We start from the raw sequence: 23,527 nt of genomic DNA on the forward strand, positions 1-23,527 counted from the left end.
TTTCTTTTTTGATTTTATCTGTTTTTTATTCTGTTACTTTTTATTTTAATATATAATATTCTATATACTATATTTTTTATTTTTGTCTTTTGATATAACTTTCCTCCATAAGCCTTTCTCTCTTAGTTCTGTGATTAAGCTGCTTACTGATTTCTAGTAAAGCCTTCTCTTCACTTAATCCTTCTTTTAATTTGTTATCATAAAAATTTTGAGCATAGTTTCTTCTTAAATTATGAAAAGAGTTTCTTCCTAAACCTAATTTATCTTGAACTCTATTTAAATAACGATTTACGCTACTTGCTTTTATACTAAATAAAGCATTTGAACTATAGTTTTTATCAAGTATTTCTTTTACTAAATTTATATTTTTTATTTTCTTAACTATCTTTTTTCCACCCTTTGTATTTTTGAACAAAATTTCTTTTCTTTCTAAATCTATATTTTCTTTTTTTATATTTACTACCTCGTTAACTCTTACCCCAATCTCTTTCTCTAAAATTATTACATAAGCACTTTGACACTTGTTTTTTTCTGCATATTCAATTATTTTTTTATAGTCTTCATTGCTTATTACTGCTTTAACACCTCTCTCTTTACTTTTAATAGCTTTTATACTTTTAGGTACTTCTATATCCTCTCTCCATTTGACATTAAGATTATAAGTCTTATTTACTACTTCCTGTAATTTATAGATACTATTCTTATAGCTATTTATAGTTTGTTGAGTACAATCATATTTTTTAGAGTCTAAAAATTTATTTATATCTTCTGATTTTATATCTCTTACACCTCTTCTTTCCATTTCATTCTCTCTTAAAAAATTATTTATATCTCTTGCAACATCTTTTAATCTATATAGCTCCTGATAGCTAAATACTTTATTATCCATATCTTGTCCATTCTCTATCTTGTAATCTCTCTTTTTAACTCCTTCTTTAAAATTTTTAGTAATCGCATAATGAAATTGACTCTTTATACTTCTTTTTTTAGCCATTATTACGTTCTCCTTTCTCAAAAATTTTTTAGATGTTTTTACTTTATTTATCTGTGCTTTTGCTTTACTTCAATTCAATTTGGATATATTTTACAAATTTATCTATTACTTGTCCATCATTAACATCCACTTTCGTATCTCCACTTAATGGCGACAAGACATAAAGATAAAATAAAAATATTGCGTGATTTGAATAACAGTTTGATAGAAATTATATTTACTTACTTCTACAAACTAATTGCACCCTCATATCAGCCCGCCGACTAGATAATTTTGTGTGCCTATACAGTTATTATTTATAACTAGATTTATGCTTTTACATATTCGCATTCGCTCATATGCTAAAGCATACTTTATTATGCTAATAACTCATTTCGCTTCGCTGTATGCATTATTAGCATACAATGCTTTTTTAGAATGCTTTTACACATTCTAGTTACACTCAAAGTTCCTAAAAGCATTCTAAGTGTTTTTTTCGTTTTTTATACAATTTTAAATATTAAATAAGTTAAAGCTTTTCCCAATTTTTTTATAAAATTTAATATAAAAATTGTATTCTTTTAAATTAAGTTAGTTGTCCCAATAAACTTAATTTAATTTTTTTCTTTTTTTAATTAATTCATTCTAAACATTTAAGTTTATTCTTTATTATTCTTTAATTTTTTAGTTCAATTATCTTTTATTAAAATAAATTTTTAAATTTGCTATAAGAGCTGTCTACAACAGCAGTTTAAGTAAATTTAAATTCAAATTTTTCAATTTGAATCTTATATTAAATAAAAATATAAGTTCTTACAGTTCAATTAAAAATTTATATTTATTAATCAATAAAATTACTAAAAAATATTTTTTTAATTTAATTTCTCCTATTCTGTTTTACAGATTACTTTATTTCTTTAATTTTCTTTTTTTAATTCCTTCTAATCTCAATTTAATGAGTTTCTATATTTTTTATCATTTAAGATATTTTGATTTGCATTTAAATTAATAAAGCAAAAAAAGTCTATAAGTATAATATGTAGATTTTTTAATCACTTTTGCAATTATTTTTAAACATTTAGTAACTAAATAGTAAAATAAATAAGCCTTTTAGTTACAAATTAATTTTTAATATACTTTTTCATTTAATTAATTAGTAAAACTATTTATTTTAAATTTTCTCTCATAAGAAATATGCTACTTTCCAAGCAAAAAGTTTTTTCTATTCTGTGAAAAATTTATAAAATAAAATTATATTTTAGTTACATTCTCAATTAAATTATTTATTCTTTCTTTAAATTCTCATTTAGGCAATAAAAAAAAGCACTCTTTCGAGTGCTCCAATCGGTATTTTTTCTATATTTATTGAATTTTTTTAATATAAATTTCGCATTAGAGTATTTTAGCAAAATTTTTTATCATTTCAATTTTTCTTTTCTATCTCCTCTTTTAATAATTTAGCTAATTTGATAGTAATATCTTTATTTGGTGTATCAAGATAAAGATATTGTTTTTTAGAATATAAATCAGCAAGCCTACTTTCAATTCTAATTGACATTAAATATGATGCCGCAAAAAACTCTGCTATATTTCTATTTTCTAATTCAAATTCAACAATATAACGTTTTTTAGTCATATCTTGTTTTTTCTTAATATTTAAGATTTTTGCCATAATCATCACTTCCTTTATTTAATATTATATTTTATATTAAAAATCCAAATTTACTTGAATAAATAAAACAAATTATTATTGGATTGAATGCATATAATGCAATCTCTTTATTAAAGAAATTTATTATTGGAGTTATCATTACTAAAATTATAAACGCTTTCACTAATATTTTTATGAATTGATCGCTTTTTTTCTTTAATCAGTTTCCCATTTATCATTACATATGAAAATGCTACATAGAAAATATATATAAATGAAAATTTCACTAAAAAACCACTTATATAATTTTCAAAAAATTGTGTTATAGTATTTTTAATTATATATCCCATCATAACACCAAATAAACTAATCATAATAACATTAAAAATTATAGTTACTATACTATCTATACATCCTAATACTATTTTTTTATTAAATTCTGATTTTAACTTCATTATTATTTCAGGAACTATTACTAAATAAATTATATATACTAAGACACCAATAACAATAAAAATATTTACTATGTCTAAGCTTTGTGTTTTATTCAATAACAATTTTATTATAGGCTTATATATACTTAAAGTTATTGGAATTAATAAAACATTTATTTCTAATGTTTTTTTAAAAAAAGACATAATATCTTTTTTTAAAAATTCTCTAATTAAACATATTATAAAAAATAATGCTGTTAAAAACATTATTTTTCTTTCTTCGTTATAATTTAATAATATTAATAGTAACCCTATAATAGTAATTGCTACTTTACTTACATTATCTAATTTTATTTTTAAATTGTCACTCATTTAATTTACCAACTTTCATATTGAAATTTCTTAATTTTTTTCCTCAATTTTCAACCTTTTAATAATCTAAAAAAAAAAACAGATTAGAAACTATCCAATCTGTTTTTAAACTTATTTACTTAAAATGGAAACATAAAACTCATTTCACAACTTTTAGTTTCTTCTTCAGTCATATCCCTTGTCACATATGGGTAACATATTATAACTAATGATTTATATTCTTCAAAAGCTTCTTCATTTGCAAATCCAATACCAGCATACATATTATTCAAAACACTCATTATATGTTTTAAATATAATATAGGATTAATAAACTCTGATAAATCTTTCCATACATCTGATTCATTTTCTTCTAATCTAAGCTTTAAAAGATTATCACATTCCCCCTTTCAACAAGGCACAATTCTAATAATCTTCTTTGTAATTATATCATCAACAATTTATACCATAGACATCTCTGGGTCTAACATTAAATCTTTACCACAATTTGCACATAAAACTTTTTCTTCTTTTTCAAAAACATTTGATTTATTCATAAATCTCTCCCCCTATTTAATATATTATATCATAAAAATAAGTAACTCTTTATTTACCTTTACTTAAATTTATCCCTATAAATAAACTTCATTTTTAATTATTTAAACCTTAACATTGCAAAAACAAATAAATTCATTGATAATATAACTTCTCCACTCCCTAATCTTACATTTTGGTTTTATAATAATCTCATCCTTTTATCACCATCCAATTTTCTCCTTTAAATTTATCAATTTTCCCTCTGTAGTTATAACTCTTTTATCTAATTGTTCTTGATATTTTTCTTTAGTATAGTCTTTTTCTATTATCTCATTTATGTAATTACAAAGTAATTCACTTATTGATTTTCCTTGCTTTTCAGCTATTTCTTTAATTCTCTTTTTATCTTCTGATTTTATTCTAAACTGTATCAATTCTTTTTTACTCATGTTATTGTCATTACACCTTTTCTTTAATGTAATTACACTTTTTTATTTGCCATTACATAAAAAATTAAGTGTAATTATAAAATATTCTGTAATTACACTCATTTTCCCTCTATTTTATTCCATATATTTTGGAGTTATTTAAATCATTTTTATATTTTTCTATTTTATTTAAAATATATTCTGTTACATTTAACTTTTCCGAATTCTGATACAATTCATTGAATTTTTTTATAAATTCTTCTTCATTTTCTAAATATTCAACTGGATAATATTCCTTATAATATTCTATATTATTAACTATTACTATTTCTATTCCAGTCCCTAATGCTTTTTCATCTAATTCTTCTAAGTTTTTCAATATACCATTATAACCAAATGAACCTATCATATCAGCTTTTCTTAAAATAATAGCTTCCATTACATATCACCACCTTTTTATTTAACATCATCTAAAGTTATTTCTTTTCCCAAATATTTTGCACTTTGCTTATATAATATTTTTCCGTATACATCCCTCTTATATATATTATAATGGAATTAAAGTATTTTTTTACAATTTAATTATAACAATTTTTTAAGGAGGCAATCCAATTATTATGTATAGTAATATTATAATTACGATTCTTTTTCTTGTTATATTTCTTAAAAATTTGATTTTTCCTAAAAAATACGATTCTATTCTTTTTAATTCATCTAAATATCAAGTAATAGATGCTTCTTTCTATAAACTTGAACATTTTTTATTAAAAATTTTCTGAATATTTCTTATACTTATCTGCTTACCGCATATTATTATTCTTTCTATTCCATATCAATATGAATTAACTATGGGTGGAGAGATTTTAATATTTATATTTTTAACACGATATTCTCTATTGAAATTTAACTATATAAAAAAAATATAATAAGGAGTTTTTATGATACAACTTATTTTAATTGAATTATTTTTTATATTTTATTAAATACTATCTTTAATTATTTTGACAAAAAAAAGAAAACTATAAATTGCTTTATAGTTTTCTTTTTTTTTATAATCACCCAAACTTATTCTTAAACTTTCTTAAATTTTCCTCAAAAGTAATAACTTTTTTTCTAATTGCTCTCACTATACTTTTTAAATTTTTCTCTTTCAATTATATCTACAACATATTCATTTATTAATTCACTCATTGTAAGCCCTTTATTTTTTGCAATTTTCTTTAAATCAACTTTTGTTTTACATTCTCTTCTAATTGTAAGGCTTGAATTTTTTCATTTTTTCAACCATTTTTAAACCTCTCAAAATCCCTCTTATCCCTTTAATTCTAGATTTCTTAAATTAATTTCTTTTTGCCTTACATAGTAATTTATAAATTTTTGACTGCAACTACATCAAACGCCAAAAACTTGGTATCCTATATAGAATAAACAAACTAAAATAGTATAGTAGAATAAAAAAATTAATAAATAAAAGAATATATAATATTAAATAAAAACCAAGAGCTAATAGAAGTTCCCCCATATAGTCCTTAACATTTCAAGCAATGCTAATAGGAAATCTTTTTATTTTTTGATTTTAAATATATGTACATCATATAGTTATATTAAAATTTAATCTAATTTTACCTGAACTATTTAACTTAATTACTATATTTTGATTTATTATTAATTTATTCTTCACTAAAACTTCTACAAATACATATATAGTTATTACTATTATATATAATATTGTCTGTGTTAATATTAAGTGCAAATTTAATTTCCATTCTTCAGTAGCTTCTTTTTACCTAGTTCTTTTCGGTTAACATCTTTGGCTTTTGAATATTAGATATTGGATTAACTTTTTTTCGTTCTTCTTAACCTCTATTTTAGTACCTTTGTTATCTATATTATTTTTATATTTTTTATTATAAATAATCGAACTACAAATTATTATAATTATCACAAAAACTATTACTATACTTATTCCTATAACCTAATAATTGTTTATTAAACTATGTAAATGAATGTAAATATGGACTTGTTTAAAATCAAGGTGTAGAATAATATGTAAAGGCAGTCATCTTAATTCTTACATAGATTATTTTTTGAAGGGAAGATTTTACTATGGAAGAAGATAAATCAAAAGCAGGTAAACTTGGATTAGTTGGACTTATTGCACTTTGTATTAGTGCTATGGTTGGGTCAGGAGTCTTTGATTTACCTAAAAATATGTCTATGGAAGCTGGGGTTACAGCTCAGTTTATATCTTGGATTATTACTGGTATAGGTATTTGGTTTATTGCAAAAATGTTCGTTATTCTTAGTGATGTTAAACCAAATTTAACCGCTGGATTATATAAATATGCTGAAGTTGGTTTTGGACCATTTAGTGGATTTTTTACTGCTTGGGCTTACTTTATTTGTGAATGTGCTGCAAATGCTGCATATGCAGTTTTAGTTATGAGTACATTAAATTATTTTTTCCCAGGTGTTTTCACTGGTGGTAATAACTGGCCAGCAGTTATAGGTGCATCTATTATTACTTGGTTAATTACTGCTTTAGTTCTTCAAGGTGTAAAAATTTCAAGTGGAATACAAAAAGTTGCTACAGCTTTTATGCTTGCAGTAGTTTTTGTATTCTTAGCAACTGTTCTATTCCATTTTAATTTACACACATTTACTGCTAATGCAGCAGCAACTAGGGCTCTTCCATCTTTACAAGATAAACCTATGGGAAGCATTATGCACCAAGTTATGAATACTATGATGGTTACATTATGGTTATTTGGAGGTATTGAAGGTGCTGTTGTTATGTCTGGTAAAGCAAAAGATGTAAGACAAGTATCTAAAGCAACAATTATAGGTTTTATTGTTTGCTTAGTAATGTTTGCTGCTGTAGGTATGCTTTCACTTGGTGTATATTCATATGGCGAATTAACTAATATGACTTCACCATCTACTGCATATATTCTTATGAATTTATGGCATAGTACTCTTGGACGTGATGTAATAACTGTTGCATTGTTATTTGCTGTTTTTTCAAGTTGGATTTCATGGATTCAAATGTTAGCTGAACTTCCTCAACATGCTGCTGCAGATGAAGGTTCATTCCCTAGAGCTTTTGCTAAAATCTCTAAAAAAGGTGTTCCTGCATTCTCAATTATTATAGCAACTATTGTAATTGAAGCAGTTATTCTAATTGCCCATTTTGATAGTAGTGCTTACCAAATGCTTTTAACTATTGTTGGGGTTATGACTATTCCACCATACTTATTTTCAGCAATGTATTTAATTAAAATTAGTAAAAATAAAGATAGTAATGATTTTGCTGTGAATACAAAACATAGCAGGAAAAGTGCATTAGCAATTGGTATCCTTGCATTTTTGTATATTATTTTCATGGCATATTCTGCACAAATTAAATATACATTCATTTCATTTATTTTCTATGCTATCGGAATTCCAATTTATATATTAGCTAGAAAACAACATGGTAAAAAAATATTTAGTAAAGGCGAAATTATATTTGCCGTTATAATTGTATTAGTCGCAATTTATGGTATTTTCGCTTTAATTAAGTAATAAATTTTTAAATAAGCTTAGTAGAAAATTTTAATTTTCTACTAAGCTTATTTTTTTAATAACTTCTAAAAACTTCACTAATTTAAAACAAATAGTTTATTTATTTCTTAATTTAGAAAAATTTTATATAGTTAATATTTAAATTTTATATAGTTTAAAAGATTTTGATTTTAATAAAAAATTTTTACCATTAGTAATTTATTGTTAATTAATAGTATATTTAGAAATTGATTAAAATTTTTTTAATATTATCAAACCTTTTTATAATATAAAAAAAATTATATTTATTATGAATATAAAGGTTATTTTATACATATATTAACTTTTTATTCAATAATTTTATTTATTTACTAATTTACCACTATAAAGTAGTTGCTTGAATAGCAAATTTATTAAGAATACACTTGTCTTGTAAGAATACAGATGGCGCCTTCTTAATTTACATTATTTAAATTTAATTAACGGAGGTTTTTGATATGAGTGAATTAGATATAAAATTAAATAAACTTGGAGTAGACCGTATTGCTATTAATCCATATAAACAATGGACACGTGGTTATATGGAACCTGGAAATCTTGGTAATGGATATGTTACTGGTTTAAAAGTTGATGCTGGTGTTAGAGATAAAACTGATGATGATGTTTTAGATGGAATTGTTTCATATGATCGTGCTGAAACAAAAAATGCATATATTGGACAAATTAATATGACAACTGCTTCAAGCTTTACTGGTCCACAAGGACATGTTATTGGTTATGACATTTTAAGAAATCCAGAAGTTGATGAAGCTAAACCACTTTTCACTGTAAAACAATGGGATGGTAGTGATTTACCAATTTATGATGCAAAGCCTTTACAAGATGCACTTGTTGAATATTTTGGTACTAGAGATGATCGTAGACATTATCCAGCACCTGGTTCATTTATTGTTTGTGCTAACAAAGGTGTTACAGCAGAACGTCCAAAAAATGATGCTGATATGAAGCCTGGTCAAGGTTATGGAGTTTGGTCTGCTATTGCAATTTCATTTGCTAAAGATCCTGCTAAAAATTCTAATATGTTTATTGAAGATTCTGGTGTTTGGGAAACTCCTAATGAAGATGAACTTATTGAATTCTTAGACAGTCGTCGTAGAGCAATTGCAAAATCTATTGCTGAATGTGGTGAAGATGCTAATACATCATTTAAAGAATCTTGGATTGGTTTCGCTTATACAATGATGGAACCTGGTCAAATTGGTAATGCTATTACTGTTGCTCCTTATGTTACATTACCTGTTGATTCTATACCAGGAGGATCAATTCTTACACTAGATAAGGACATGGAAATAATGGAAAATCTAACTATGCCAGAATGGCTAGATAAAATGGGATATAAATCTCTAACTATAGATGGAAAAATTAAGTACTAATAGATAATGGAGGTATTGTTGCATGGAGGAAGTATCAAAGATAAATAATATTCGATTTGAAAAGCGTGTTCCAAATAAGCTATATCAAAAATTATTTGGATTGTATATTTCTAAACTTGATGAAAAAATATCACAAATCGTTATTAATGAAGAAAATAATAGCTTAGCTATGTATGTTACCTCTATTCATAAGGTTTATAAAATTTATTCTGATGTAATCAATGAAGTTACTAAGGAATCTGTTAATTATGCATGTGCATCAAAAGGTACACCTAATGGAAAGTTAAAGATTGGCTTTAAATCAGGTAATGAGTGGGTTCTTGATAATATTATTTTTGGTCGTGCATATGATTTTGTTCAAGATGTAAAGCCAAAAAAAATTAATAGTGCGAATTATGACAATACTATTAGAGGTGAATTTCCTCAATTATTAGATCCAGACCATGCAGAAGAAGTTGATCGTCTACGTCGTTGGATGCAAGATGGTAATATCAGTCATTATCAATATGATGATGCTAATCCAGTTTATCCTAAAGCTGGGAAGTAATAATTGATATTTACAAAGGATAAAGTAAATTATAGCTTTGTTCTTTGTAAATATTTATTTGTTTTTAAGATATATTAATATTAAAAAGTTCTTATTTAAAAGACCTTTTATTTTTTCTCCTCTTTAATCATTTCTTTTTATTATATATTTGAATTGCTCATGAAAAAATACCGTATATTTTTCTGAATAATACGGTATTTTCTTAATTTAATATTTAATTTTATCTTAGTAATATATTATTATTTGTATTATTATTTTAACTTCATATGTAATATAGGGAATGGATTACCTTGTTCATCAAACTCTGACTTTTTAAAAACTTGAAATCCCATGTGTTTATAAAATCCTATTGCTTGTGGGTTTTGTTCATTTACATCTACATAATTTACATTTAAAACTTCTATTGCATAGTCTATAAGTTTTTTGCCAATTCCTTTTCCTCTACTCTCATTACTTACAAATAACATTTCAATTTTAAAATCATGTATTCCCATAAAAGCTTTTATAGTATCTTTTTTATCTCTTACGCATAAAAGTTTGCTAACATATTTAACTCCTTCTATAACTTGAGGTTTTATTGATATTATATCATCTTCACTTAAAAAGTCATGTGTTGCTCTTACTGATGATTCCCATGTATCTAATATTTCATTTATATCCTTATTGTTAATGTCATTTAAACTTTCTATTTTTATCATTAAAAAATCCCCCTAAGTATATACATCACTTAATATCATATATTAAATAAAATTTTAAAAAAATTTATTAAGAATATCTATGTAATAGCTATAATCGACTAAATATATTTATTTTTATAAATATATAAATTAATATATTTAAATATTAAACTAGCAACTCCTTAACACCCTATAGATAATCAATCTATAATTCTATTTTGTCTGAAAACCACTAAATACAATTTATTAAACTAATGGTTTCATTGTTAGAACTACACAAATAAAAATTAAAATTAAAAAATTTAGTGATACTAATACAATATAAAATAATTTAGCTTCCTTTGTAAAAAAGTCAATAAAATATATTATACTCAGTTCAAAAGATATATACATATAAATAGTACATAAACTTATACCCATAAATAAAATTCTAAATTTCATAATAAAATATAACACTAACATAGTAATTATAAAAACTAATATTTTCTTTTTTAGTGGAAATTTTATAAATAAATTACCAATAAAAAAAGAAATTATTATAGAAAATATTATATAAATTTCACGAATATCTTTTGTTATTATATAATTTTTAAAAGACATTTCTGTATTTCCAAAGGATACTATAACAATACCTGCAAAACATAAAAATTTAATTATATTAAAAACAGTACATTTTTGACTTAATTTCATAAATCATCTCCTTATATGTAAAATATTACATATAATATTATATGATATTTCATATATAAACTAAAGAAAAAAACTCTATTAAAACAATAGAGTTTTCCCTTAATATATTAATATCTTTGTAAAACATAATCAAATAATCTTGTACTAGCGACAGCACATTGTAAAAGAGTTAGTCTTATTCCCTTAAATACAACTATAGTTAATAAAAATAATAGTAATCTCCCGTGTGAAGTCTATTTTATTTCCACTACCATAAGTTATAGTTAAATCAATAAAGAAAGTAATTAAACTCTCTTTATTACTTCAAAAGTTTTAAATCCTTGATATAGTAAAATCAAATTCTATATCTTTATTAGATGGAATTAAGAATTCATCATGTACTGGTGCACCCCAGCTATCATCACCACCAACACCCATTTGTTTAGCAATTATACGAACCCAAGTATAATTTATATTAGGTAATTCGTAAATATGCATAGCATTTTCTATTTCATAAGCACTATATGGTAATAAACTTAATTCAAATGGATTATTTTTAAATTTAAATTTCAATCCATCTCCATTATTATTAGTTACTTCTGCCCATCTTACATTCATTCTATTTCCGCATTCTTGAGGAATTAAATATCTTGACATATTTTCTTTGGCTGTACTCTTAAATACTCCAAGTCTTGCTCCTTGACTTCTATCTATATAGTTTTCCTCTGGACCATATCCATAATATTTAAAATTATTAAACTCTCTCTTTAGCTTAAAATCCATAGAAAGTAAAGGAATTTCAGATAAACCTTCTACTCCTTTATAATTTATATTTACATCTATATCTCCACATCTTTTTACAGTATATTTAATGACATTATTAGTTGGTATAGCAGTTGGTAATTCAAATATATATGTTAATATTGCTTCATTTTCTTTTTCTTCTACTTTAAAATCTATAAGTTTTTGGTTTGCTCCTGCTATTTGCCATTGTGCACATCTAAAATTATGCATATTTCCTTTGTCATTATCTGTTGTAGCTCTAAAATAAGATATTTTAGGTGTTCTTGTTATATATTCTTTTCCATCATAACATAAAGAGACTATTCCACCTTCTTGCATAGAGAACATAAAGTAAAAATTATTACCTTTAACTCCTATATTTCCATCTCCATGAATAACTTTAAATTCGCCTTTTTTAATAATTTCCTCTTTTTTAAACTCATTTATATTAAATACATATTGTCCAAAAGTCACTTCATGTCCTTTATTTGTCCATATAGTATCCTTATTTAATACCATAGAAACATTTAATATATATTCTCCATTTTCTTTAAGCTCTGGATATTTAAAATCTATAATTTTCTTTTCTTGTGGATTAACAATTACTTTTATAGTTTTTTCAAGTAATTTTTCTCCTTCTTTTTCTAAAGATATTATAAAATCATAATCCTCTGTAGTTATAAATAAATTATTATTTTTTATAACAATTCCATTCTTATCTATATCTATTTTAACATTTGAATAAAGATATTTAACTTCTTGAACCTTTGGTGATGGAGTTCTGTCTGCATATATAATTCCATTTGTACAGAAACAATAGTCTGTTGCTCTATCATCAAAATCTCCACCATAAGCTAAAATTTTATTTCCATTATCATCAGTTGTTTCTATAGCTTGGTCTATATAATCCCATATGAAGCCACCTTGATACATTAAATATTTATCTTCAAGTTCTGAATATAAATTCATTCCTCCACAAGAATTTCCCATAGCATGAGTATACTCACAATTAATATAAGGCTTTTCAGGATTATTATTTAAATATTCTTCTATCTCATGTGGCTTTGCATACATCCTACTTTCTATATCACTTATTTCATTAAACTCTCTATTCCAGAATACTCCCTCATAATGAACTAAACGAGTATCATCATTTTTATGAAAATAATTTGCCATTTCTAAAATATTTGTTCCAGCATATGACTCATTTCCACAAGACCACATAAGAATAGATGGGTGATTTTTATCTCTTTGAAACATAGATTCAGCTCTATCTACAACTACCTCTCTCCACTCTGGTAATGAACCTGGTATATTCCAGCTAGGTTCACACTTTCCTAGTTTCATCCATGAACCATGACTTTCTAAATTAGCCTCATCTATTAAATAAATTCCATATTCGTCACATAAATCATAAAAATAACTTTGATTTGGATAATGAGAAGTTCTAACTGCATTTATATTATTTTGTTTTATAAATTTGATATCCCAAATCATGTCTTCTTTGCTTATAGCTCGTCCAGTTTTACAACTAAATTCATGTCTATTAACACCTTTAAATAGAATCCTTTTTCCATTTAAATGCATTATTTTATTTTTTAATTCGAACTTTCTAAATCCTATTTTTTGAGGAATTATCTCTATTAAATTATTTTTCTCATCCAAAATTTCAATATATAAAGTATAAAGATAAGGATTCTCTGCACTCCATAAATTAACGTTTTTTATTACTTCATTAAATATTATATTCTCATTTCCTTCTACTTCATTAAATTTAAATATAATTTTTTCATCTTTATCTTTTAGATATGCCTTAACTATACATTTTTCTAAAGCATCTAATTTGATATTAACTTCTAGCTTACCATTTTTATAAGTATCATCTAAATCTTGTTTTACAAATAAATCCTTAACATGGCATTTTGGAGTTGCATATAAATAAACATCTCTAAATATTCCTGAAAATCTCCAAAAATCTTGATCTTCAAGCCAACTAGCACTGCTTCTCTTATATACTTCAACTGCTAATTTATTTTCCCCATCTTTTAGATATTTTGTTAATTCAAATTCTGATGGTGTAAATGAATCTTCACTATATCCTATAAACTCTCCATTTAACCAAAGATAAAAGGCTGTTTCTACTCCTTGAAATGATATAAATACTTTTTTATTCTTTAATTCATTTTTCAACTCAAAATATTTAATATAACTACCTACAGGATTATATTCCTTAGAAATATGAGGTGGTCTAAGCTCTTCTCTTCCATCCCAAGGATATAATGTATTTATATATTGCACATTGTCATATCCTTGAAGTTGTATATGTCCTGGAACATCTATCTCATTAAAATTTTCGCAATTAAAACTTTCTTTATAAAAATCTTTTATTCTTTTATCTTGATTTATTGCATATGAAAATTTCCATTTTCCATTTAAATATTGTCTAAGAGGCATATCATAACCTAATGCTATATCATCCTCTTTTTCATAATATAAATGGTCTGAATGTGCATCTATTCTATTTATCTTAAAAACTTCTGGGTTTTCTAACCAATCTAATCTTGAAATATTATTCATAAAAACATCTCCTTTTAATATCTTTTCATTTCTTGTTAACCTTTACAGAAGGATATACATAATTAACATATGCTTAATTAAAACTCTATAAAAATCTAATAGATTCTTTCTTAATCAATCTTTTTTATATCTATATTTTGTTATCATTAAGCTTAATTTTACCTATGGAACATATTAATATAGCTATAATTATAAAAATAATACAACATGGAAATATTAAATAAGCATTATTTGTTATTAATTTTCCTGCTATAAGATTTCCTATAATCTGTGGAAGACTTATAAATATATTATTTATTCCCATATATTCTCCTAATCTATCTTTAGGTGCAACAGCTGGAATTAAAACATAAAATACTACACTAAACATAGCACAAGCTAATCCAAAAATTAATGTAAATGCCCACAACATACTTAAATTCATAACAAATGCTCCAACAATAAATCCAATTAACCAAATTGTACATGAGATAAATAAAATTAATTGTTTATTGTATCTATCACATAGTTTTCCTATAAGAATTGAAAATATAAGCCCCATTAAAGTCATTCCAGTTAAAGCTGTACTTATTTCATTACTTGTAAATCCATTCATTTTTTCATAATATTGTATCCAATATGGCATAATAAATCCGTATGATAAATATAAAAAGAATGCAGTCATGAATACTTTCATTGCTGATTTATTTTTTATAAAATCAAAACTAATTTTTACAGTTGATTTTACTAAATGATTGCTATCTTCTTTTACAAAGGCAACAGTTATTAAGTTTGTTACTATTACAACAATTCCTGATACAATAAGTGGTAATGCAGGATTTATATTAAATAGAATAACTCCAGAAGCAAACACTATAATTCCACCAATAAAATAAAAAGATGTTCTAAATCCTGTAGCTAGTCCAATTGCATTTTTTTCAACTGCTTCTGGTACCCATGCATAATAAACTCCTTGATAAAAGTTCATTGATAAATAAAATAAAAAAGCAAAAATAAACATTTCAAAATAAAATGAGGAATATCCCAATAAAAACAAGAAAATAGCTCCGGATAATGAACCAACTAAAACAAAAGGTTTTCTTTTTCCTACTCTATCACTTAGGGTTCCTGAAATATACGGAGCAAATAATCCTGTAAATGATGCCATAGAAACTAATAACCCAAGTAGAAATGAAGATTTAGTTACAGTAGCTACAATTAATGGTACTACGGTACTATTCATATTCCAGGCTAATCCTAATCCTATAGCAGGTAATGAAATTAAAATAGGTACTAGTTTATTATTTTGATTTTTCATTTGTTAAATCAGTCCTCTCTTCAAATAGTAGAATTATTCTAAATTTTTAATTTTAAATCACTAATATATCTGTCTAATGCTTCTCTTCCAGCATTATCCCATTTAAATACACCACAATGTTCTAGAACTTTAGCAAATACTTCTCCAACTTCTTTTTGGATTAAATCATCTATATTTTTCTTTGTAAAAGTGTTTCTTTCTTCTATTTCTTCTATCCAATCTAAATGAATTTTTAAAGTATCTGTTATTTTATCTTTATATTTTTCTTTATTTAAAATATAATCTTTTATTTCTTGAAGCTCATCTTTTAATCTTGCTGGAAGAACTGCTAACCCTAAAACTTCAATCAAGCCAATATTTTCTTTCTTTATATGATGAAGCTCTTTATGTGGATGGAATATTCCATCTGGATGTTTTTCATTTGTTCTATTATTTCTTAATACTAAATCTAATTCAAAAAGTTCTCCTCTTCTCCTTATTATTGGAGTTATTGTGTTATGAGGTATATCACCTGAAAAAGCCAATATTTCAACTTTTTCATCAGAATATTCTCTCCAATGTTTTAATATCTTTTCAGCTAATTCACTCAATCTATTTCTATCTTTACTCTTCATTCTAATTACAGTTAATGGCCATTTAATTATTGATAATTCTATATCATCATATCCATCAATACTAAACTTCTTAACATCTTTAGCTCTATCCATAGCAAACTCATATCTTCCACCTTGATAATGATCATGAGATAAAATAGATCCTCCTACAATAGGTAAATCAGCATTTGACCCTAAAAAATAATGTGGAAACTTTTCTACAAACTCTAATCCTCTATCAAAAGTGTCTTTATCTATAACCATAGGAACATGTTTGCCAGAGAAAATTATACTGTGTTCGCTATAATATGAATAGGGTGAATATTGCATATACCATTGTTCATTCTTTAAATCTATCTCTATAACTCTTAGATTCTGTCTTGCAGGATGATTTACTCTTCCACTATAACCTACATTTTCTTTGCAAAGTAAGCAGCTTGGATAAGATGATGCCTTTAAATTTTTTGCAGCAGCTATTGCTTTTGGGTCTTTTTCTGGCTTAGATAAATTTATAGTTATATCTAAGTCTCCATACTCAGTTTCTGATTTCCAAGTAATATTTTTAGATATTCTATCTGTTCTTATATAATTACAAGCTTTGCTTAAATTATAAAAATAATCTGTAGCTTCTTTTTTATCTTTGCTATATTTAAAATAAAATTCTCTAGTTACTTCAGATGGTCTTGGCATTAAAACTCCCATTATTTTGGTGTCTAATAAATCTCTATATACTGATGTGTTCCACTCTAAAATGCCCTGTTCAAAAGCATAGTTTAATAGATTATCTAATATTTCTGTTGGTGAATCTAAGTCTTCATCTTCTGTTTTTACTTCTTTATATTCATCTAAATTAAATAAAGCTATTAAAGAATTCCTTATAAATATCTTGTCCTCTTCTTCAAATAATTCTTTTTTTAATCCATATTGAACTAATCTTTCAATCTCTTTGTATATATCCATAAATATACTCCCTTAAATTTCTGTTGTTCTAGTTCCTATATTTGCTATATAGAACTCTGCATCATATCCTATTTTTTCTTTATATCCTTTAGAAACAAAATCTATAAATTCATCTTTTTTATATGCTTTTACTATAAATACTGCACAACCACCAAAGCCTGCACCAGTCATTCTCGCTCCAATAGTTCCTTCAAAATTCCAAGCTAAATCAACTATTGTGTCTAATTCGATTCCTGTAACCTCATAATCATCTCTTAGTGATATATGTGATTGATTCATAAGCTTTCCAAACTCATTTAAATTTCCTTTTTCAAGCTCTGCTGCTGCTTTTAAAGTTCTTCTATTTTCATAAACAGCATGTTTAGCTCTTTTTCTTCTTATATCACTTTTTATTAAATGTTTATGCTCTTCAAATTCTTCTTCTGTTAACTTTCCAAGTGATGAAATAGAAAGTTCTGTTTGTAATTCTTCTAAAGCCTTTTCACATTCACTTCTTCTTTCATTATATTTTGAATCTCCAAGACCTCTTCTTTTATTTGTATTACCTATAATTATTACTTCATCTTTTAAAACAATTGGATAATAGTTATATTTTAATGTATTGCAATCTAACAATATTGCTGAATCTTCTTTTCCCATTCCAATAGCAAACTGATCCATTATTCCACAGTTAACTCCAATAAATTTATTTTCTGCTTCTTGGCAATACTTAACCAACTCAACTCTATCAATATTAAGCTTGTGGATTTCATTCATCATAACTGCCATTAATAATTCTAATGATGCTGATGATGAAAGCCCAGCTCCATTTGGAATATTTCCGTAAACAACCATTTCAAATCCATTTTTTATTTTATAACCATGCTTGTCCAATACATCTAAAACACCTTTTAGATAGTTTGCCCAATCATGTTCTTTTTCATTTTTTAAATTCTCTATATTAAATTCTATTATTCCTAAATCTTTGAAGTTCTCTGAATAAACTCTAACTAAATTATCTTCTCTAGTTCTTATTGCTCCATAAGTTCCAAAGCTTAGTGAACATGGAAATACATTCCCACCATTATAATCTGTGTGCTCTCCTATTAAGTTAACTCTTCCTGGTGAAAAGAATACTCTTACCCCTTCACAATCTGAGTAAATATTTTTAAACATTTCTATCATTTTATTTTTCATTTCTATTCCTCCTTGTTCCAAATAATTTTTATTTTTACAATATATCCTATATCCATAGGATATTATATTTTTTCTTCAATGTAAACATTTTTAGTAAAAATATTTTTATTTTTTTACTAAAATTTGTTTTATTTTTTACTTTTGCTTTTACTAAAATTTGTTTTACTTTATTTATAAGCACTTAATATGGGAATTAGAATACAATTTAAATAAAAAAAACTCCTAAAAAGGAGTTTTTTTATTTTAAAATTTTAAATTTTTTTTACTGTTTCTCTAACTACTAATCTACTTGCTATAAGAACTTCTTTTGGATATTCTCTTTTTTTATCTATCCTCTCTAACAATAAGTCAATTGCAGCATCAGCTAAATATTCAATATGTGCACTTACTGTTGTTAATGGTGGTGTTGTGTGTCTTGCTCCAACAATATCATTAAATCCAACAATACTTACATCTTCAGGAACTCGAATACCTTCTTCTGATAAAGCCTTTAAAACACCTGTTACTACAGTATCATTCCCTACAAAAAATGCTGTTGGAATTTCTTTTTTACTCTTTAAAAAGCCTTTTATCTTTTCATATCCAAGTAATGCTGTCATTTCATTTGTATCTAATACATTTTCTTCTCTATATGCATTATTTTTCTTCATATACTCTAAATAAATACTATATCTTTCATCTATTTCTTTTTCTTTCTTATCATTTAAAGTTTTTATACTTCCAACATATCCAATATTCTTGTGACCTAATTCCCATAAATATTCTAATGCTTTAAGAGTTCCACTTTTAAAATTAATCTTTACAGAATCATGAGTGTCTCTTGGTGAAGAATCTACAAAAATTATATTTTTAGATAATTTCTCCATTAAGTCCACATCTTCATCATTAAATTTTCCTATTGCAATCACTCCATCAATCTCTTCATCACCAATAAATTTATATACACCTTCTTTTATGTAAATACTAATGGTGCTTAAATTATTTTCAAAGCATTCTTTTTCAATCACTTTTTTAAGTAATAAATAATATGGGTCCTCTAATTGCTCTGTTATACTGCACATTTCAATAATTCCAATTTTTATTTTTTTAACGTCTTTAACTAAGCCTTCTTTTTTATTTTTTAATGTCTTATAATTTAACTTTTCTGCTGTCTCAAATATATTCATTTTTGTTGTATCTGAAACTGAAATCTTATCATCATGATTTAAAACTCTTGATACAGTTGCAATAGACACCCCTACAACTTCTGCTATTTCTTTTAATGTTGCCATAAATCACATTCCTTTATATTCTTTATTACTTTAAATACTATCATATAAGGAAGATTTGTTTCAATGTTTTAGTAAAAAATATAACTTTTTTACTTAAATAATTTAACTACATATTTTATACTATAAATCCTCTTTTTACTTTACTCCAAATTCATATATAGTTTCTTTATTAAATATTTCATGAGCTTTTAAAATAGAAAACTCTTTAAATGATTCATTATATCCTATTGGTGGATATTGAACCTCTAAGCAAATACCATTTCTCTTTTTTGTTTCTTTGCCTTCTTTTAAAACTAAGCCATCTATAAAGTTTTGACTATATACTACAACACAAGGATATTCTGTAGTTACTTTCATATATCTACCGCTTTTTTCATCATAAAGTTCTACATTCCCTTTTTCATTTTCATTAAACATAAATGGATGATCATATCCATATCCAAGCTTCATTTGTTTAGATGATCCTTCTATATCTTGTCCAATCTTTTTTTCCTCTATAAAATCAAACTCTGTATTATTAACAGGAATAATTTCTCCTGTCACTCCCCCATTTTCATCAATAGCTAAAAATCTATCACAATTCATCTTTAAAGTATGATTTAATATATCTTCTTTATAATCTCCTGATAAGTTAAAATAACAATGATTAGTTATATTCATTAAAGTATCCTTGTCTGAAACTCCTTGTATTTTAAATATTAACTTATTATCCTCAGTAATCTCATAAGAAACCTTAATCTCTAAATTTCCTGGATATCCCTCTTCTAAATCCTTTGATAAATAGCTAAACTCTAAAGTTATCTTTTCTTCTGTTTCTATAGCATTTACATTCCAAATCTTTTTATTAAATCCAACACTTCCACCATGTCCACTATTCACTCCATAATTCTTATTAAGAATGTATTCGTTGTCATTTAAAGTAAATCTTCCTTTATCAATTCTTCCTGCTGTTCTTCCTACAGTTGCACCATAATAAGAAGGATTTTCTATATAATTTTTTTCATCTTCATAACTTAAAACTATATGCCCAAACTCTCCATTTCTATCTATTGTTTTTATTTCAGTTATAGTTGCCCCTAAATTTAATATGGATACCTTAAGACCTTTTTCATTATCAACACTATATTTTATTATTTCTTCATTCCCTAAATTTCCTATTGATTCCCTTTTTAACTTCATTTTTTATTTCCTCCTTTTAAAGTAATTATTTACAATTTTATTTACCAAAAAAATAATATCAAATAATTGTTAATTATTTCTAAACTATATCAATTGTGCCTAATTTAAAATTTATTTTTTCATTTCCACATAATCATACCTCTCTTAATTTCCAAATACTTGTAATAATATAAATAATACCACACTATTTTATAGTATGGTATCAAAAATTATGATTAAAAATATTTAATTATAATATATTTTCAATGTTTGTATTTCCTAATTCATTAAATCTAAAGCTCAAAAAAATCCATTACAAGCTTAATTCATAATGGATTCTTTCTTAATTATTTTCTCTCTAATGCTTCCTTTAATATTTTTATAAATCTATAAATTCTTAAGATAATTACTTTGCATTTACATTATTATTTTTTCTAACTCTTCTTCTGTTTTCTCCACTTTATTTTCTTTAATATATGGATTTCTATAAAATGCATAAGCAAGCTGTGCACACATGAAACACCATATAACTGGTTCACTAATTATTACACCCAAGTATTGAAGCATTGGAATAAATACTGCTACAAAAATTATTTTCCCAACAAATTCTATTATACTTGAAATAAGAGGTAAAACCTTTTCTCCTATTCCTTGAAGTGCATTTCTTAAATTCAACAATATCCCTAATACTGCATAAAAAGGTGCGTTTATTACTACATATTTAACCCCTGTATTTATAAGAATCTCTTCACTTGAGCCTGTTAAAAATTTTACTAAAATAGGCGCTACTAATATTAGTGATACAACAAGTATACATCCCCATATAATTGACATTAAATTTGAATAATATACAGCTTTTCTTATTCTATATCCCTGATTTGCTCCTTTATTTTGAGAAACAAAAGTTGAAAGGCTTATGGCAAGTGAGCTAATAGGAATCATTGCAAAACTTCCTATCTTTCTAGCTGCAGTATGTCCAGCAATTATTAAATTTCCAAACCCATTTATAGCAGTTTGAAGTATTACAGTTCCTACTGAAACTATTAAAATCATAAATCCCATAGATAACCCTTGTCCTAATAAATCCTTATATAACTCTTTAGAAACTTTAAAATGTTCCTTCTTAGGAATTAAAATTGGACATTTAAAGTAAATATATAAAATACATAAAATTCCTGATATTCCTTGAGCTATAACTGTAGCCACAGCTGCTCCTCTAATTCCCATATTAAATTGTGTAATAAGTAAAATATCTAATCCAATATTTAATATAGATGCAATTATAAGAAAAACTAAAGGCATCATACTATTTCCTATTGCTCGTAAAAATCCTGAACATAAATTATATAAAAAAGTTACTCCGACAAACATTCCAATTACAGAAATATATGAATATGTTTCTTCTATAATATTTGCAGGTGTATTTACTAATTCTAATAATGGATATAAAAATAATCTTGATATAATCATTATTATAAATGTTAGTCCTACTCCAATAACTAATGAACCTGCAACTGATCTTTTTACTAAATCTTCATCACTAGACCCATATCCTCTAGCTGTTACTATACTAAGACCGTTTCCAACTCCTAGTGAAAATCCAATTAAAAGCTCATAAACAGCTGCACAAGCCCCTATTGCAGCTAAAGATGTATCTCCTAAATAATTACCTACAATCATTATATCTACAGTGTTATATAACTGTTGAAATAAATTAGATATAAATAATGGTATTGCAAATATTATAAGAGATTTTAAAATATTCCCTCTCAATAAATCAACATTACTCTTAAACATTTCCTATCTTTAATAAGAACATTACGAAGCTCTTATTAAATACTCACTCCTCTCTTTATATACCCTTTTACATTAAATAAATTATTATTTTTACTATTTGTCCCATAATTAATATTACTAATTAATTACTTTTAATTCAATCATAATTATTTTGAAATATAATTTAATTTATACATCATAAGCTTAATCAATAAAACAGACTATTTTCACTATAAACATAATAATTTTTTATAATAAATTATATGTCTTTTTAATATTCTTAATTTTTCTAAAATTCAATCCATTCCTATTATATCTATTTTGTTAAATTTAATTTAAAATAAAATATCATAATTAAAATTTATTAAAAAATTACTATGTTAATTATCTTTCTATAATTCTAATCTTCTTTAATATTCGAATTCCATATATACTTACTATATACATAATTTAGAATTAAAATTTTATTATTTTTTCAATTGACTTTTATAAACCTGTCCTATATAATACTCCTAAAAAGACATTGATTAGGAAAAGTAATTGTTCACTGTATTTTTAGAGAGTGCTTGGTTGGTGAAAAAGCATATTACATTTCAATGAAAATCACCTATGAGTTGGTAGCTGAAAAGATTTCTGATTAAGCTTACACGTTAGCTCGCGTTAAGAGATAGGATATGTTAGTATCTGAAATTA

General features: G+C 24.9%; 17 protein-coding genes and 1 other annotated feature (1 of these 18 cut by a window edge). Of the genes, 3 read left to right on the forward strand and 14 right to left on the reverse strand.

Features of this window, described 5'->3' with window-relative positions; translation table 11 throughout:
- Positions 1–76 precede the first annotated feature (76 nt).
- The 6 genes from HMPREF1092_RS13685 to HMPREF1092_RS13710 all read right to left on the reverse strand — a co-directional run bounded on the left by HMPREF1092_RS13685 (position 77) and on the right by HMPREF1092_RS13710 (position 4,813).
- Complete coding sequence (locus HMPREF1092_RS13685; RefSeq protein WP_002599253.1) at positions 77–994, reverse strand: tyrosine-type recombinase/integrase; 918 nt, start codon at positions 992–994, stop codon at positions 77–79.
- Between the two features lie 1,402 nt (positions 995–2,396).
- A complete protein-coding gene (locus HMPREF1092_RS13690; RefSeq protein WP_002599254.1) occupies positions 2,397–2,645 on the reverse strand; it encodes a hypothetical protein in 249 nt (82 codons plus the stop codon).
- Positions 2,646–2,755: 110 nt separating this feature from the next.
- A complete protein-coding gene (locus HMPREF1092_RS13695) occupies positions 2,756–3,430 on the reverse strand; it encodes a hypothetical protein (protein ID WP_002599255.1) in 675 nt (224 codons plus the stop codon).
- 119 nt (positions 3,431–3,549) lie between these two features.
- Complete coding sequence (locus HMPREF1092_RS17280) at positions 3,550–3,711, reverse strand: hypothetical protein (protein ID WP_207637638.1); 162 nt, start codon at positions 3,709–3,711, stop codon at positions 3,550–3,552.
- A gap of 456 nt (positions 3,712–4,167) precedes the next feature.
- Complete coding sequence (locus HMPREF1092_RS13705; protein ID WP_040414397.1) at positions 4,168–4,395, reverse strand: ribbon-helix-helix protein, CopG family; 228 nt, start codon at positions 4,393–4,395, stop codon at positions 4,168–4,170.
- 109 nt (positions 4,396–4,504) lie between these two features.
- Positions 4,505–4,813 (reverse strand): DUF6718 family protein, encoded by a 309-nt coding sequence (locus HMPREF1092_RS13710; protein ID WP_002599259.1) that lies wholly within the window; start codon positions 4,811–4,813, stop codon positions 4,505–4,507.
- Between the two features lie 1,667 nt (positions 4,814–6,480).
- Here HMPREF1092_RS13710 and hdcC point away from each other — a divergent pair.
- The 3 genes from hdcC to hdcB all read left to right on the forward strand — a co-directional run bounded on the left by hdcC (position 6,481) and on the right by hdcB (position 9,897).
- On the forward strand, positions 6,481–7,938 hold the full coding sequence (gene hdcC, locus HMPREF1092_RS13715) for a histidine-histamine antiporter (RefSeq protein WP_002599261.1): 1,458 nt from the start codon (positions 6,481–6,483) through the stop codon (positions 7,936–7,938).
- A gap of 476 nt (positions 7,939–8,414) precedes the next feature.
- Entirely contained in the window at positions 8,415–9,350 is a 936-nt protein-coding gene (hdcA, locus tag HMPREF1092_RS13720; RefSeq protein ID WP_002599262.1) for a histidine decarboxylase, pyruvoyl type, read from the forward strand.
- A gap of 22 nt (positions 9,351–9,372) precedes the next feature.
- Complete coding sequence (gene hdcB / locus HMPREF1092_RS13725; protein ID WP_002599263.1) at positions 9,373–9,897, forward strand: histidine decarboxylase maturation protein HdcB; 525 nt, start codon at positions 9,373–9,375, stop codon at positions 9,895–9,897.
- Positions 9,898–10,148: 251 nt separating this feature from the next.
- Here hdcB and HMPREF1092_RS13730 read toward each other — a convergent pair whose 3' ends face one another.
- The 8 genes from HMPREF1092_RS13730 to HMPREF1092_RS13770 form a co-directional block, all read right to left on the reverse strand.
- Complete coding sequence (locus HMPREF1092_RS13730; RefSeq protein ID WP_002599264.1) at positions 10,149–10,595, reverse strand: GNAT family N-acetyltransferase; 447 nt, start codon at positions 10,593–10,595, stop codon at positions 10,149–10,151.
- Positions 10,596–11,576: 981 nt separating this feature from the next.
- Positions 11,577–14,603, reverse strand: a complete 3,027-nt coding sequence (lacZ, locus tag HMPREF1092_RS13740; protein WP_002599266.1) for a beta-galactosidase, LacZ type — start codon at positions 14,601–14,603, stop codon at positions 11,577–11,579.
- Between the two features lie 130 nt (positions 14,604–14,733).
- The gene (locus HMPREF1092_RS13745) at positions 14,734–15,900 is read right to left on the reverse strand and encodes an MFS transporter (protein ID WP_002599267.1); all 1,167 of its coding nucleotides are present in this window, start codon (positions 15,898–15,900) and stop codon (positions 14,734–14,736) included.
- Positions 15,901–15,938: 38 nt separating this feature from the next.
- Positions 15,939–17,453: a UDP-glucose--hexose-1-phosphate uridylyltransferase gene (gene galT, locus HMPREF1092_RS13750; protein WP_002599268.1), complete on the reverse strand. Its 1,515-nt coding sequence runs from the start codon at positions 17,451–17,453 to the stop codon at positions 15,939–15,941.
- Positions 17,454–17,465: 12 nt separating this feature from the next.
- Positions 17,466–18,635: a galactokinase gene (locus tag HMPREF1092_RS13755; protein ID WP_207637646.1), complete on the reverse strand. Its 1,170-nt coding sequence runs from the start codon at positions 18,633–18,635 to the stop codon at positions 17,466–17,468.
- A 245-nt stretch (positions 18,636–18,880) separates the two neighbouring features.
- Positions 18,881–19,900, reverse strand: a complete 1,020-nt coding sequence (locus HMPREF1092_RS13760) for a LacI family DNA-binding transcriptional regulator (RefSeq protein ID WP_002599270.1) — start codon at positions 19,898–19,900, stop codon at positions 18,881–18,883.
- Between the two features lie 135 nt (positions 19,901–20,035).
- Entirely contained in the window at positions 20,036–21,079 is a 1,044-nt protein-coding gene (locus HMPREF1092_RS13765; protein ID WP_002599271.1) for an aldose epimerase family protein, read from the reverse strand.
- 396 nt (positions 21,080–21,475) lie between these two features.
- The gene (locus HMPREF1092_RS13770; RefSeq protein WP_002599272.1) at positions 21,476–22,855 is read right to left on the reverse strand and encodes an MATE family efflux transporter; all 1,380 of its coding nucleotides are present in this window, start codon (positions 22,853–22,855) and stop codon (positions 21,476–21,478) included.
- Positions 22,856–23,348: 493 nt separating this feature from the next.
- Positions 23,349–23,527, forward strand: a binding site (T-box leader) (it continues 88 nt past the right edge of the window).

It is taken from the genome of Clostridium thermobutyricum, from assembly GCF_000371465.1.
Classification (GTDB): Bacteria; Bacillota; Clostridia; order Clostridiales; family Clostridiaceae; genus Clostridium; species Clostridium thermobutyricum.

What these genes read in the sequence shown, in the direction of transcription:
- HMPREF1092_RS13730 (WP_002599264.1), bottom strand. Translation starts at nt 10,595, where the DNA reads ATGATAAAAATAGAAAGTTTAAATGACATTAACAATAAGGATATAAAT.
- HMPREF1092_RS13710 (WP_002599259.1), bottom strand. Translation starts at nt 4,813, where the DNA reads ATGGAAGCTATTATTTTAAGAAAAGCTGATATGATAGGTTCATTTGGT.
- galT (WP_002599268.1), bottom strand. Translation starts at nt 17,453, where the DNA reads ATGGATATATACAAAGAGATTGAAAGATTAGTTCAATATGGATTAAAA.
- HMPREF1092_RS13770 (WP_002599272.1), bottom strand. Translation starts at nt 22,855, where the DNA reads ATGTTTAAGAGTAATGTTGATTTATTGAGAGGGAATATTTTAAAATCT.
- HMPREF1092_RS13690 (WP_002599254.1), bottom strand. Translation starts at nt 2,645, where the DNA reads ATGGCAAAAATCTTAAATATTAAGAAAAAACAAGATATGACTAAAAAA.
- HMPREF1092_RS13685 (WP_002599253.1), bottom strand. Translation starts at nt 994, where the DNA reads ATGGCTAAAAAAAGAAGTATAAAGAGTCAATTTCATTATGCGATTACT.
- hdcC (WP_002599261.1), top strand. Translation starts at nt 6,481, where the DNA reads ATGGAAGAAGATAAATCAAAAGCAGGTAAACTTGGATTAGTTGGACTT.
- hdcB (WP_002599263.1), top strand. Translation starts at nt 9,373, where the DNA reads ATGGAGGAAGTATCAAAGATAAATAATATTCGATTTGAAAAGCGTGTT.
- HMPREF1092_RS17280 (WP_207637638.1), bottom strand. Translation starts at nt 3,711, where the DNA reads ATGAGTGTTTTGAATAATATGTATGCTGGTATTGGATTTGCAAATGAA.
- HMPREF1092_RS13705 (WP_040414397.1), bottom strand. Translation starts at nt 4,395, where the DNA reads ATGAGTAAAAAAGAATTGATACAGTTTAGAATAAAATCAGAAGATAAA.
- HMPREF1092_RS13765 (WP_002599271.1), bottom strand. Translation starts at nt 21,079, where the DNA reads ATGAAGTTAAAAAGGGAATCAATAGGAAATTTAGGGAATGAAGAAATA.
- HMPREF1092_RS13745 (WP_002599267.1), bottom strand. Translation starts at nt 15,900, where the DNA reads ATGAAAAATCAAAATAATAAACTAGTACCTATTTTAATTTCATTACCT.
- HMPREF1092_RS13695 (WP_002599255.1), bottom strand. Translation starts at nt 3,430, where the DNA reads ATGAGTGACAATTTAAAAATAAAATTAGATAATGTAAGTAAAGTAGCA.
- lacZ (WP_002599266.1), bottom strand. Translation starts at nt 14,603, where the DNA reads ATGAATAATATTTCAAGATTAGATTGGTTAGAAAACCCAGAAGTTTTT.
- hdcA (WP_002599262.1), top strand. Translation starts at nt 8,415, where the DNA reads ATGAGTGAATTAGATATAAAATTAAATAAACTTGGAGTAGACCGTATT.
- HMPREF1092_RS13760 (WP_002599270.1), bottom strand. Translation starts at nt 19,900, where the DNA reads ATGGCAACATTAAAAGAAATAGCAGAAGTTGTAGGGGTGTCTATTGCA.